The organism is Glaciecola sp. MF2-115 (assembly GCF_047250385.1).
Lineage (GTDB): Bacteria > Pseudomonadota > Gammaproteobacteria > Enterobacterales > Alteromonadaceae > Glaciecola.
The window spans coordinates 1-13,989 of record NZ_JBLBVM010000051.1 but is presented as its reverse complement, the minus strand read 5'-3'; the positions used below and the strand labels follow the sequence as shown (position 1 = coordinate 13,989).

The 13,989-nt window shown below is 41.1% G+C and carries 9 protein-coding genes; 6 read left to right on the top strand and 3 right to left on the bottom strand.

The genetic code is table 11. The annotated features are described in order from the left end of the window. The first annotated feature begins 3 nt into the window (after positions 1–3). A complete protein-coding gene (locus tag ACKLNX_RS09515; RefSeq protein WP_411692606.1) occupies positions 4–945 on the top strand; it encodes a sulfotransferase family protein in 942 nt (313 codons plus the stop codon). Between the two features lie 80 nt (positions 946–1,025). Here the strand turns inward: ACKLNX_RS09515 and phbB are convergent, their stop codons facing one another. Continuing rightward, entirely contained in the window at positions 1,026–1,748 is a 723-nt protein-coding gene (gene phbB, locus ACKLNX_RS09510; RefSeq protein WP_411692605.1) for an acetoacetyl-CoA reductase, read from the bottom strand. Positions 1,749–2,061: 313 nt separating this feature from the next. On the opposite strand from phbB, the gene purU reads away from it, so the two are divergent. The 4 genes from purU (at position 2,062) to ACKLNX_RS09490 (ending at position 8,002) form a co-directional block, all read left to right on the top strand. Next, positions 2,062–2,910, top strand: a complete 849-nt coding sequence (purU, locus tag ACKLNX_RS09505; protein WP_411692604.1) for a formyltetrahydrofolate deformylase — start codon at positions 2,062–2,064, stop codon at positions 2,908–2,910. Positions 2,911–3,123: 213 nt separating this feature from the next. After that, entirely contained in the window at positions 3,124–5,295 is a 2,172-nt protein-coding gene (locus tag ACKLNX_RS09500; RefSeq protein ID WP_412972189.1) for a M3 family metallopeptidase, read from the top strand. A 210-nt stretch (positions 5,296–5,505) separates the two neighbouring features. Then, entirely contained in the window at positions 5,506–7,293 is a 1,788-nt protein-coding gene (locus ACKLNX_RS09495) for a CotH kinase family protein (protein ID WP_412972188.1), read from the top strand. Positions 7,294–7,381: 88 nt separating this feature from the next. After that, entirely contained in the window at positions 7,382–8,002 is a 621-nt protein-coding gene (locus tag ACKLNX_RS09490; RefSeq protein ID WP_412972187.1) for a hypothetical protein, read from the top strand. A gap of 66 nt (positions 8,003–8,068) precedes the next feature. On the opposite strand, the gene ACKLNX_RS09485 is transcribed toward ACKLNX_RS09490, so the two are convergent. Further along, positions 8,069–9,391, bottom strand: coding sequence for a 3-deoxy-D-manno-octulosonic acid transferase (locus ACKLNX_RS09485; protein ID WP_412972186.1), 1,323 nt, complete (start codon positions 9,389–9,391; stop codon positions 8,069–8,071). A 10-nt stretch (positions 9,392–9,401) separates the two neighbouring features. Further along, positions 9,402–10,451, bottom strand: coding sequence for a GTP 3',8-cyclase MoaA (gene moaA / locus ACKLNX_RS09480; protein WP_412972185.1), 1,050 nt, complete (start codon positions 10,449–10,451; stop codon positions 9,402–9,404). Between the two features lie 150 nt (positions 10,452–10,601). Here moaA and ACKLNX_RS09475 point away from each other — a divergent pair, with 150 nt between their 5' ends. Then, complete coding sequence (locus ACKLNX_RS09475; protein ID WP_412972184.1) at positions 10,602–13,733, top strand: sigma 54-interacting transcriptional regulator; 3,132 nt, start codon at positions 10,602–10,604, stop codon at positions 13,731–13,733. The last annotated feature ends 256 nt before the right edge of the window (positions 13,734–13,989 follow it).

The window sequence follows — 13,989 nt, the reverse complement described above, 5'->3', positions numbered from 1 at the left end:
TAAATGACCATATCAATTGCGCATGTTGTTTCAGAGTTAACTGAATCTTTAGGTTCATTGCAGCAAACACTGAATCAACATGAAGCAACAAAGCTCAAACTGATTATCCACGTTGGTACACCCAAAACGGGGACAACAAGCTTACAAACCTATCTTGAAAAGAAACAACGGAAACTCAGAGGTAGAGGGATTTTATATCCGCACAACCTTGAGAAAATCGTAAATCCTACGGCACCAAAACATCAGTGGTTTGAAAAGAACCTAGCTTCTGCAAACTTCGATAATTTCTTGGAAAACCTTAAGAACATCATTTCTCAAGTTAAGGATGATACTCACACTATTATTCTGTCTTCCGAAGGGATTTATAATTGTTGGTGGGACGTCCCTGAAGAGTCCAAAATGCTTTTAGGAGAGTTGAATCAGCTGTTTGATTTACAAATTTGGGTTTGGTTTCGTGAACATCTTGCTTTTATCGAGAGCTATTACAAACAGTGTATGCGCAATCCTCAAATTGAAAACAACCCCTGTTACGGAAAGAGTTTAGCTTTTTCGGATATGTTGGACATTCCTTGGTTTGCTCAACATTTAGACTATCAAGGTTTTGTCGATGAATGCCGTTCACTATTTGGCAAGCATAATGTTTCCGTATTTGAATACAGGGGCGATGTCGTTCAAGAAGTCATTCAAAAGCTAGGCTTCGCCACGCCTCACGACAATCCTACGCCACGCCAGAATAAAAGTTTGAATAGCGCTTCGGTCAACATTTTACAAACGATAAACCGCTACGATCTGAAAGCTAAAGACAAGGAATTATTGATTCCGCATCTGAAAGAGATGAATAGCGTTCTTGATAGTTATGCACAAAATGATTTGATTGATGAAAATGCGAAGAAAAGAGTGTTGCAGTTGTCCAGCCCTAAAGATTTCAAATCCTTATTTCAATAGAATCTAATCAATTATGGCTAAAATGAAAGGTTAAACAAGTTTCAAACATTGGAGGCCAAACGGCCCCCAAATAAAGAAACTTAATACATGTGTTGGCCACCATTGATGGACAAGGTAGAACCAGTAATAAAGCCCGATTCGTCATCCACTAAGAATGCCACACTGTTAGCAATATCTTCAGGCTTACCTAAACGCCCAACAGGGATTGTTTTTATAATTTTCACAAGTACATCCTCTGGAACCGCACGAACCATGTCGGTGTCAACATATCCAGGTGCGATAGCATTTACAGTAATTCCTTTACCAGCCCCTTCAAGTGCAAGTGCTTTAGTAAAACCATGTATACCTGATTTCGCAGCAGCATAGTTAACTTGTCCATACTGACCGGCTTGGCCGTTGACCGAACCGACATTGATGATACGACCAAACTCTCTGGCACGCATTCCATCAATCACGGCACGACAAGTGTTGAAGCAGGAAGCTAAGTTCGTTTGAATGACCGCGTCCCATTGCTCAAAGCTCATGCGATGCATTGTGCCATCTCTAGTAATACCGGCATTGTTAACGAGTACATCAACTGGCCCATATTCTTTTTCAATTTTTGCGATACCTGCTGCCGTTTCCTCGAAGCTAGATACGTCGAACTTTACTGCTGGTATGCCAGTTCTTTCAGTAAACTCTGCTGCTTTTACATCATTACCGCCGTAATTCGCAACTACTGTATAACCTTTATCCGAAAGCTTTTTACAAATTGCTTCACCAATTCCTCGGGTTCCACCTGTGACTAACGCTACTCTGTTCATATATTTCCCTTTTTACGTGAAGAACACACGTCAATTTGCATATGCCCTAGTTGCGTAGGCTGCAAAATACGCGAAAAAACTGTAAGTTAAATTACTGTACTGGTAAACAATACCTTGTGCAATAATTGTGCATTATTTTTATGACAAAGTAATGACTGCATTCATCAGACTTTAGTCTTGCACTCAGTAAAAACTCACCAAGACTACTCATCCTAAAATATCTAGGGCTAAAATATCTTCACAATTAAAAAGTACTCGCTGTATACTTTATATTCACCTTCATAACACTTTAGCCCCAAAAGGAAAGTTGGCTTTGCAATCTACTTATCGTCTCGTTATTGACTGCCCAGATCAAACCGGTTTAGTCGCTGCAGTTTCTCAATTTCTCTCTGATCATGGTGCTAATATTCTTGAAGCCAGTCATCATACCGATCTGCAACTCAATCGTTTTTTCATGCGTCATGAAATTGATGCAGAGTCGATAGCCACCAATCATAAGGAATTCGTAAACGCGTTTAGTCAAGTTGCACAACGTTATGAAATGCGTTGGACACTGAACGACTCAGAGAAAAAGGCGAATGTCGCCTTATTGGCAAGCAGAGAGTCACATTGTTTAATTGATGTTTTGCACCGTTGGCACACTGGCGAATTACAATGCAACATCCCCTGCATCATTGCTAATCATGAAACCATGCGAGAATATGCTGATTGGTATAAAGTCCCTTTCCATTTTATCGACTTCTCCGATAAAGCCAAAGCTTTCAAAGAAGTAGAGAACTTGCTTGAACACTATCATATCGACTTAACCGTACTTGCGCGATTTATGCAAATTGTGCCTGACTATTTGTGTCGCAAACTCGCTGGGCGTGCGATCAACATTCATCATAGTTTCTTGCCTTCTTTTGCTGGCGCTAAACCTTATCAACAGGCTTACGAAAGAGGCGTTAAACTGATTGGGGCAACTTGCCACTATGTGACATCCGAGCTTGATGAGGGCCCAATTATTGAGCAAGAAGTATTACGAATTAGCCACAGCGATTCGGCTCAAGACATGGTGAGAAAAGGAAAACGTTGCGAGGTAAATGCGCTCGCCAATGGAATTCGATATCACTTGCAAGACCGAGTGATCATTCATGGTAAGAAAACACTCGTTTTTGCCTAAAAAATGGTAGCAATATTTTACGATATACTGCTGCTCATTGGTTAATCCATCCTAAGGTTAATAGTAGATTTGGGTAAACTGTGCTTTTTTTCGTCCAAGTGCGCGCAAACTTGCCAAGCGCTTAGTGAATGCCTAGTATTGATGGCGTCCTCGGTAGAGATTGAAATAAACTTCCCTGGTAAAAACAACGATAATAATTAGAAGGAAAACGACATGAAAAAAGCGGTATTAACGCTTTCTGCAGTGGCCCTCGCGCTTTCAATGACTGCATGTTCTGACAGTTCTACAGAATCTCAAAAAAACACAGCCGATAAGCAAGTTGAGCAAATGACTGATAATGTTCTACTTGCTGAGTTTAAAGGCCCATATAATGGCGTACCGGCTTTCGACAAAATGTCTTTAGCTGACCTTAAGCCCGCTCTTGAAAAAGGCATGGAACTTAACCTTGCTGAAATTGATAAAATAGCAAATAACCCAGACGCCCCTACGTTTCAAAATACGATTGTTGAAATGGAACGTGCAGGTGACGAGCTAGGTCGTGTATTCACTTATTATGGTATTTGGAGTGCGAATAACTCATCTCCTGAGTTCAGAAAAATTCAACAAGAAATGGCCCCAGTGATTTCTGCCTTTTCTTCAAAAATTACGCAAAATAAAAAGCTTTTCGAACGCGTTCAAGCCGTTTATAAAAGTGATGAATTAAAAACGCTCACAAGTGAAGAACAGCGTATTACTTGGATGACTTATAATGGCTTTGCACGCAATGGCGCAACGCTCAATGAAGAAGATAAAAAGCGTTATGCTGATATCAACCAAGAACTAGCATCATTGCACACGCAGTTTTCTAACAACGTCCTTGCCGACGAAGAGAATTATGTCCTGTATTTGAATAAAGATCAGTTGGCAGGCTTACCGGAGTCTTTCGTAAATGCAGCAGCAGGAATGGCTGAAGCACGCGGTAAGGAAGGTATGTACGCCATTACTAACACACGTTCTTCAATGGACCCTTTCCTCACTTATTCAGTAGATAGAGCTTTGCGTGAAAAAGTGTGGAATACCTACTATAGCCGCGGCGACAATGGTGATGAGTACGATAACAACGAGATTATTAAAAAAATCCTAACGCTTCGTCATGAGCGTATCAAACTTTTGGGATACGACAACTATGCACAATGGCGCTTAGAAGATCGTATGGCGAAAACACCTGAACGCGCTATGGACCTTATGGAAAAAGTGTGGCCCGCAGCTATCGCTAGAGTCGAAGAAGAAGTCGCTGACATGCAGGCAATCGCTGAAGCGGAAGGCGCGAATATTACTATCGAACCTTGGGATTATCGTTTTTACGCAGAAAAAGTACGTAAAGCGAAATATGCTTTGGATTCAGATGAAGTAAAACAATACTTACAGCTAGATAAGTTACGCGAAGCTATGTTTTATGTTGCTGGTCGTTTATTTAACTTCGAGTTTACTCCAGTTGAAGAAGGCAAAGTGCCAGTGTTCCACGCCGACGTTAAAGTGTGGGATGTAACAGACAAAACCACTGGTGAACACATTGGTTTATGGTATCTCGACCCATTCGCACGACAAGGTAAACGCTCAGGTGCATGGGCAACGACTTACCGCAGTTATACAACCTTTGATGGCAAACAAACCGTATTGTCTTCAAACAACTCTAACTTCGTAAAAGGTGCTGATGGCGAGCCAACACTTATCTCATGGGATGATGCTGAAACATACTTCCATGAATTTGGTCACGCTTTACATTTCTTGTCTGCCAACGTCGCTTACCCAAGCTCACACTCAGGTGTGCGTGACTACACTGAGTTTCAATCGCAGTTGCTTGAGCGTTGGTTGACCACGGATGAAGTGATCAATAATTACCTAGTACACTACAAAACAGGCGAGCCAATTCCAAAAGAGCTAGTTGCTAAAATCAACAATGCCTCGACCTTTAATGAAGGGTTTAAAACAACGGAATATATGGCATCAGCGATTATGGACTTGCTCTATCATACAACTGATCCTGCATTGATTGACCCTGACAAGTTCGAACGTGATGAATTAACGCGTTTAGGCATGCCAGAAGAAGTAGTGATGCGTCATAAAACAACCCAGTTTGGCCACATCTTCTCAGGAGAAGGCTATGCTGCAGCTTATTACGGCTATATGTGGGCAGAAGTACTTACATCTGATGCAGCAGAAGCATTCGCTGAAGCACCGGGTGGGTTTTATGATAAAGAAGTTAGCGACCGTTTAGTTAAGTACTTATTCTCTATACGCAATGCTATGCCGCCTGAGGAAGCATATCGCAAGTTTAGAGGACGTGACGCTAAGGTTGAAGCTTTAATGCGTGACCGAGGCTTTCCTGTGACTTCAGGTGACTAAGCTAAGCTTAATCAAAAGTTAGATGGCAAAGGAGCATATTGTATATGCTCCTTTTTTTTGAACATATATTTCGACGCTCAATACTTCTGCTCAAGGAAAACACACTACATACGTATTCATATAGCTAGTTGGTAGCTAATTCACACCACCTACATCATTATTAATTAGGAAAGTAACAGATACGTGTTGCTCAAATTTGATAGGTACCTTATGTCTGGTTATTTACGACTTTTACCGCAAAAGATGTTTAAACTTCTTGGCTGCTTTGTTTGTGCGCTTGCATTTTATCCGAGCATGTCAGTCGCTTACGAGGACACCGAGTTCTTAAGCAGTAGTGAACATCTTTTTTGGCATGATACTCAAGACCTACCTACCATTAAACTGCACTTTGAAGAAGCCGAATGGGAACGCCTATTAATTTCTACAAGAGATGATAGAGAAGAAGTAAGTTGTACATTCATTTTTGTTAAGCAAGGCGTCGAATATCAACTTGATAACATTGGCATCAAATTGAGTGGAAACACCAGCTTCACATTGCCTGAAACAGAATCTGACGCATTTATTCAAGCAAACTACACACTCGATTTCGACGAGTTTGTGGATGATCAAACTCTCAGTGGCATTTCTGCACTGAAACTCAAAAGGTTTAAAGACGACAGTACTTTTGTTCACGAACCTTTATCCAATCAAATTATGCATAACTTCGATGTGTGGACAGCACATTCATCAAACTATGTTCGCCTAGAAATCGCTGTGGGTCAAAGAGGCAATAATTATGTGGGTGTCTATCGTTTAAATGAAAGTGTTAATCGCCATGAGTATATAGATAAACGCTTTGGCACTGATAATGACAAAGGCTACTTATGGCAAGGTAATTACAAGAATTACGGTCCTGCATTGTTTAGCCGTATTAACGCTGATTGGGAGGGTATTGGCGACTTTGACCAAGCAAGCTTTGAGTACAAAGGTAAAGGAAGTGAATTCGAGCAGGGCAAAGCCATCTTGGTGACGCTTGCGGAAAACTTTACCAATCTAACTGGCCAAGCTTTTGAAGAGTACATCGACAGACACTTAAATGTCCCTTTATTCCTTAAAAGCATCGCTTCAGAGGCAGTGCTTGGACATTGGGATGGTTTTTGGGGTAACGGCAACAACTACATGTTCTACATAGATGAACAGCAAATTCTGCATTTTATTCCTTTTGATACTGACAATACTTTAGGCACGTCATTGTTCGTAGATGACACCGGGGAACAAGATCCTTTTGCTTTCGGCTTACCAAGCAATGCTCCGAAATTAATTACAAAAATATTGGCAATTAAAAAATATCGCATTGAGTACGCCGGTTATTTGCGCCAACTTGTGCAAGATAATAATTTATTGAATGAAAGTTATGCTTTGGGTTGGATAAGTGACGCGCACTCATTAATTAACTCGCACTTGAGCAATATTACAGGTGATAATCAAATAATTGCTGATCGTCCAGCTAGCTGGGCAAACCAAGCTAGTTATCGACTCTTCGAGCTTAATACCGGTAAAAACTGGTATCAGACTCGTCAGGACGCTGTTATATATGCACTGACACCACCTGTTGCAGATGCCGGCGAAGATATCGCAGTTGAAGTTGGCCAAACAGTGCAATTAAACGCAAGCAAGTCCAGCGATGTGAATGGCGAAATAAGTGAATTTCATTGGTCAAATGGGCTCGAAGGCTCCCTACCAACAATTCGCTATGACAGTGCGCAAACCATAACGCTGACTCTGACGGTTACCGACTCAGAAGGTAATCAAGATACTGATACAGTGACTATTACGGTCACTAGCCCACCCGCACCTCCCGTTGAAACACCGACACCAAGTCCAGAAGTGGGCAACTCTGACTCTGGAGGCAGCATTGGCGTGCTAAGTACATTGCTCTTCGCCACTTGGCTCTCTCGTTTCATTGCAAGAAAGAGCCTAGTTAGCGTTTTCCCAAAGGGGCAACTTGCAGATAGTTAACTTAAAAATATTCATATACATTTCGAGCTTTACTTGTAGAATTTAGCGCGCTGAATCAAGTTGGATCAGCTTTCAAAAGGATTTTACAATGAAAAAAGTTTTATGCGCATTAGCGCTTGCAGGGATCAGTCAGATTTCTGTTGCTCAAGAATCACCCTCAACAGAAAACACTATAGGCAAATGGGACTTTGGTCTTCGTGCCGCTACAATCTCATTTGACAAAGATACAGCTTTGGCACAAGGCATAGACGAAAGTGCTTATGCCATTGGGGTTAATGCTGATTATTCCAAAAGCAACTGGTTAACTTCCGTTGGATTGGACATTATTGTGTATGACGATAATGATGAATTTAGACAAGTTGTTGTTGGCGAAGGCATACTCAATGACGGCGATGTCTCATCTGAGTCATCTTCCGCTAATGGGATGTTAGTATCCGTCGCTACTGGTTATCAATGGACTTTCGGACAAGAACAAGATGTATCATTCGCTCTGCAAGGTGGATTCAGTCATATGTTTCTGTCTGAGCGTGCAATCGATTTGTGCTCTAACTGTTATAGCGAAGACATTGATGTTGATGGAGGGTTTTATGCCCAAGCAACACTCATGAAAGATACTGGTTCCTTTGCTATTGGCCTTTATGTGCAGCAGTACCTAAAAGGTGATGGCATTAACAATTCTCTTGGCGTTAAGCTTGGTTTCTCTTTCTAAAGAGTCTTAACAAAGGCCAAGTCTTTTGGCCTTTTTGACGAGGGCCTAATCTTTAGGCCTAAGTCACTAATGCGGCGCACCTTCTTCCATCACCTCAGCGATAACATCTAAGGTTTGATTGATAGCACCTCGATTTTGCTCGATGACTTTCTTACTTGCCTGCCCTAAAGAAATAGCCTCTTCGGGATTATTTAGCCAACTTCCTGCAGTTTCACTGAGCTGTGTTGCTTGTGATAGTACTTTTAAACCACCAGCGTCCGCTAAAGCATGACAAATGACTGGATTATTGAATATGCTTGGTCCCATCATTGTCGGAACGCCATACAAAGCAGGCTCAAGTGCATTGTGTCCGCCCTTATGCGCAAAACTTCCACCGACAAACGCGAATGAGGCCAGATGATAGCAGGCCTTCAACATCCCCATTGCGTCAACCACAACTATATCGGGTAGAACATGCAAAGGCTCTTCGTCTAATTCACTTGTTTTAACAACGGCATAACCAGTTGCTTGGCAAAGTTGCGTCACTTTCTCAAAACGATGTGGATGTCTTGGTACAATAATCAGTAGTAGTTGTGAATGGCTCACTCTGAGTTTCTTAAACGCGTCTAAACAGGCTTTTTCTTCTAAATCATGCGTGCTCCCAGCAACAAAAACAGGCTGATTCTCAAGACTCAATTGCAGTTTAAGCTGCTCAGCTTTGATCTCATCCTGCGGGTCAGCTTCAAGATCGAATTTCATATTGTTGCTTTGCATTAAATTTGGCTTATAAACACCTAGGCTCAAGAAATTTTCGAAGTCTTGCTGCCCTTGAGTACATATCCGCGAAAACTTCCGCAAGCTCGGTCTAAATAGATAGGCTAGATTTTGATAGGTCTTAACTGACTCCGAACTCATTCTCGCATTAATCAGCACTGCTGGGATTTTTCTGCGATAACACTGATGCAGCATGTTTGGCCAAATCTCTACTTCGGTAACCAACACCAACTTAGGTCGCAGTTTATGAAAGAAAAGCCACATGCAAACGGGAATATCAATAGCGAGATACATGTGTTGCACACTATCTTTGAAAATCGCGTGAGCTTGCTTTGCACCGGTGGTTGATGTAGTTGAAATTGTGATCGGTACATCAGGATAGCTTAGTTGTAAACGCTGAATAATACTCTTCGCAGCATTCACTTCACCAACGGATACACAGTGTATCAATATCCCATTGTGCTTTGGTCTCCCTATGAAACCAAAGCGCTCAATGTTCTTATTGCGTTTGCCCTCAGTGTTGTCTGATTTTAACAACAGAGCAGCTAATCCAAATGGTAACAGTAAGATGAGGACTAAGTTGTAACACCAGCGCCAGATAAAGTGGTGCCAACAATATCGATAAGGTCTATTCATAAATTCCGAGCTAACCGCCTAGCATGGCCAAATGTTGAGTTGCGCCTGTATAGCCCGCATCCAAATAATGAGTCGCTTCTTTCTGTCCCAACAAATGTTGGATTTCACTAATTAGTTTACTTGGGTCATCTTCAGCAAGGCATTTAGCAATAGTGTCTCTCAATTCAATTCCTTTTTCAGCAAATAAGCACAAATGCAATTTACCCAATGATGAAATTCGCAAACGGTTGCAATCAGCACAGAAGTCTTTGCTATATGGCATTATTAAACCGATGCGACCTAAGTAATCTGCATGTTTGTATACCTTGGCAGGCCCTGCCCATTGTGCTTTTTGTTTTAATGACCAGCCCAATTCAAGCAGTTTGTCTTCGATACTAGCGCCACTAATGTGTTGAGCATTAAAAAATGCTTCGTTGTCGCCAGTTTGCATAAGCTCGATAAAGCGGAGAGTAATGTTATTTGATTTTACAAAATCGAAGAATAAGGCAAGCTGAGATTCACTGAACTCTTTTAAAAGAACTGCATTCACCTTTACTTGTAAGTTGAGCTCAATCGCCAATTCAAGTCCTTTGAGGATACTTTGCAGTCGACCATCGCCCGTAATTTGTTGGAATTGACGAGGATCTAGACTATCAATACTCAAGTTTAGCGATGTTAAGCCGGCATCAACCCATTGGCGCAGTTCCTTCTCAAGTTTGTAACCGTTAGTCGTAATAGCGACTTGCTCAATACCTTGTACTTCTGCAGTTTGTTTGATGATAGAAGTGAGATCATTGCGCAGTGAAGGCTCTCCTCCGGTGATCCGCACTTTCTTCGTGCCCATTTTAGCAAACGCACGCACAAGAATGTTGCATTCATCACTACTCAGAAAATTACGCGGCGAATCACATTGATAGCCGTCGGGAAGACAATACTGACAGCTAAAATTGCAAACATCAGTAATCGACAATCTTAGGTATTCAAATCGCCTACCAAACTTGTCAATTAGCGGCACACCTTGCTCCCCAACGTTTTTCACAGGTATGGTTTGAGAAGAGGTTTGTGTGCTAAAGGTATTCATAAAGCTCGTATTTCATATTTAGGTATTAATCTTACTGTTTTTTGACTAAAAAAAATATGTTTATATACCTTCATAAGTTTACGAATTTACATATTTTGTTACTAAATACTGAACATTCAGTATCATAAATGGTAGCTTCCGGAGAGTAATTTGCCAGGAAACGAAGTACTTTGTAGCCATATTGAAGCCTTGAGACTTCAAGTTGGTGCCGACTTCATTTTAGCAGTTAGTGAGTCCTTACATGCGATTAATAACATCGCAGCTGGTGACTCAGACTTCGAAGGCGAATTACCTACCGACGAAGCCACTGTCTCGACGGGCGATTTTTACGTCGACAAATCCGGACAGTTCGAATTTTCTAGCGATAACAAACATATCCTTTGGATTAGTTCGTCAATGACGTCAAATGATCCTTCAGACACCTTTGATAATGCGATTGCGCCAGCTCAAGAAACGTCCTTTATTGAAAGGAAATCGGTAAGCAAACATAATCAATCAAATACGTATCGCTTATGTTTCTACTTCAAAGGCCGTGTTCCTGGTTGGGTTTTGAACCTCAAACATAGCAACACAAAGAGTAGACTAAGCGAACAACAAAGCGTGTTTCTGCGCCTGCTACACACTGGCAATTTAATTCTGCAGATGGTGTCAGACCATCAAAAACTCGTTTCAGACCCATTAACGAAATTAAATGCTCGCACGCAATTACTGCAAAAAATAAATCAACTATCGGATGAGCATACTGTCGTGCTCTGTTTAGTGCACTGTTGTGAGTTCCAACAAATAAACAAGAAACAGGGGAACTTGATTGGCGATACACTTTTAGGTGAAATCGCCTCACAAATAACCTCCTGTACGCGTGACGGCGATACAATTAGCCGTTTAGGCGGCGCATTGTTTGCGGTTGCCTGTGCAACAAATAGTGTGAAGGAAGCGGAAGTATTAGGAAATAAGGTACAACAGTATTTGCAACAGCAACCTTATTTAATCGAACATTCCAGCGACGGTATGCCAACCAAACTGAATTTTAAGGTAGGTGTTGCAGTAGTTGAATTCGATGAGCCCAGTAACGCCGATATCGATAAAGCAACCGTTATTATGAACAGAGCTGAACAAGCTCTTCAGGCTGCACAATCAAGTGACAACACCTCAGTAATTGCATGGCAAGCAGCAAAATTTAGTATAAATGCAGAGCAGTTCAATTACTTAGGCGGTATTTTTACATCCGATACCATGACGAATTACCGAAACATGTTACTCCTGTGGGATATTTCAAGTATCATCGCAGACGAATTTGACTTCGAAAAATTAGTTCAGAATGTTGTACAGAGACTCGCCAATACATTTGACTTCAATATTGCAGGGTTGTGGCGCGCACCAATAAAAGACCAGAAAGTTAACTCTCTATGTTTCGAAGTTGATGATAGTGCCAACGCTGTTTTAGTTGTTCCGAAAAAAATCTCTGCCAATAGCACCCTTGAACAACAAATTTCCTTAGCGGTAGACACCAAGAAACAGCAGGATCTTGTTTATTTAGAGGATAACTACTGGGTTCTTCCCCTTGAAGTAAATACTGATGATTGCTTCTTTATTATCGGTGAACCATCCCGCTTTATATTAACCCACGATACGAAAGTATTGATACAAGGCTTTGTTCGCCAAATTGGCAAGGCGCTTCGACGCAGTCAGTTAGAAGAAGAATTAAGCAAACGTTTAGAAAGTCAGAACGAGAGACTCGAAAACGAATTGAAAGAACTCAAAGGCGGACTAGCTTCAAGTGCCCTTGTTTATAAATCGCCAGTAATGCAATCAATCATGAAGCAGACACAACGAGCAGCTTCAGCGGATACCACTGTGCTAATTACAGGCGAAAGTGGCACTGGTAAAGAGAAATTGATCAATGCGATTCATACTTTAGGGCCAAGAAGTGAAAAACCTTTAATTATCGTCGATTGTGGTTCCATACCTGAAACTCTGATCGAATCAGAATTGTTTGGTTATATCAAAGGTGCATTTACCGGCGCGCAAAAAGCAGCGACAGGTAAGATTCAAGAAGCCGACGGCGGCATTTTAGTACTCGACGAAATTGGCGAGTTACCCTTGCAGATGCAGCCAAAGCTGCTTCGCTTCGTTCAAGAAAAGCATTTCACACCAGTAGGTGGGACCAAAGTAATCAATGTGAATGTGAAGATCGTGGCGGTGACTAACCGAGATCTATCTTTAGAAGTTGAGCGTGGTCGATTTAGAAAAGATTTGTATTATCGTTTAAATGTTGTGACATTAAACAACCCTCCTTTACGCGAGCGTGGGGACGATATGTCCTTATTGGCACAACACTTCCTGAACAAATTTTCTAAGCAGTTTGATACCGAGAAGAAATACCTATCTAACGAGACGTTACGGAAGATGCAGGCTTATTCATGGCCAGGCAACGTTCGCGAACTAGAAAACAAATTAATGCAGGCCACCTTGCTCTCGGAAAACGATGAAATTACATTGGAAGAGCTTAATTTAGAGCATGAGACGAATTCTTTTGATGACAATCAAATCATTGAAAATGTACCTTACACAAATGAAAGTACTGTGAGTAATTTTCACGCTAATACTCACAACTCTTCAACGGCATCTCAAACAAAAGAGCAAGTGAAATCAGTGCCAACAGAAGAAGGATCTGCGGTCGAAAGCATATCTAGCAGTGCCAGTTCTAATTCTAATTCTAATTCTGATTCTAATTCTAATTCTGATTCTGATTCTAATTCTAATTCTAATCTTTCGACTGTTGTGCATTTTGATTCCAATAATAAAGCGAATCAGCAAGCGAATAATATCAATACGTTTTTTACTAACTTGCAAGCAAGTGCACTCGCATTTTTAAAAGAAATTCGATTGCAGCCCGCATTTATGCATTGTTCACTAGGTAATATGGTTGAAGATGAGTTGTTGGTCATGACCTATCAATCATGTGATGGAAACATGCGTGATTTGGCGACGAGAATGCAACTTCCAACAAGTACTGCTAGAAGACGCGTGAATAAAATACTGCTTAATTTGCATTCCCAACCAAATGAAAAGCCAGGAACATGGGAAAACTTAAGACTATGCATGCAGCCTGTTGCGAGTGGTGAGATATTAGTGCCCGATTGTTTGGATAGTATTAAACAGGTACTTTTGGCGGCCATCATGGAAAGCGAGCCTGAAAATATGTCCAAGGCAGCAACGCTATTAGGTGTGAGCGAGCCTACCTTTTATAAGTTGAAAAAGAGTTTAATTGCATCAGCGTAAGACCATTCCTCCTACTATGTGCATAGCCCAAGCTTTTAATTTTTCTTAATTTATCTTTCTTCTGAGTAGCTTGTCTTTCTGATTCTCTGATTCTCTGATTCTTTCTAATTGAATTCTGATCTTCCCCTAAATTTGTAGACATTTTTTACTTAGAAAGCGAAGTAAGGTAAAAAGTGTTATGAATAAAAAATACCCCGATGAATTTAAGCAAGAAGCCGTTCGACAAGTATTGGACAAAGGCTTTTCAATACCGAGT

What these genes read in the sequence shown, in the direction of transcription:
- phbB (WP_411692605.1), bottom strand. Translation starts at nt 1,748, where the DNA reads ATGAACAGAGTAGCGTTAGTCACAGGTGGAACCCGAGGAATTGGTGAA.
- ACKLNX_RS09500 (WP_412972189.1), top strand. Translation starts at nt 3,124, where the DNA reads ATGAAAAAAGCGGTATTAACGCTTTCTGCAGTGGCCCTCGCGCTTTCA.
- ACKLNX_RS09485 (WP_412972186.1), bottom strand. Translation starts at nt 9,391, where the DNA reads ATGAATAGACCTTATCGATATTGTTGGCACCACTTTATCTGGCGCTGG.
- ACKLNX_RS09490 (WP_412972187.1), top strand. Translation starts at nt 7,382, where the DNA reads ATGAAAAAAGTTTTATGCGCATTAGCGCTTGCAGGGATCAGTCAGATT.
- ACKLNX_RS09515 (WP_411692606.1), top strand. Translation starts at nt 4, where the DNA reads ATGACCATATCAATTGCGCATGTTGTTTCAGAGTTAACTGAATCTTTA.
- ACKLNX_RS09495 (WP_412972188.1), top strand. Translation starts at nt 5,506, where the DNA reads ATGTCTGGTTATTTACGACTTTTACCGCAAAAGATGTTTAAACTTCTT.
- moaA (WP_412972185.1), bottom strand. Translation starts at nt 10,451, where the DNA reads ATGAATACCTTTAGCACACAAACCTCTTCTCAAACCATACCTGTGAAA.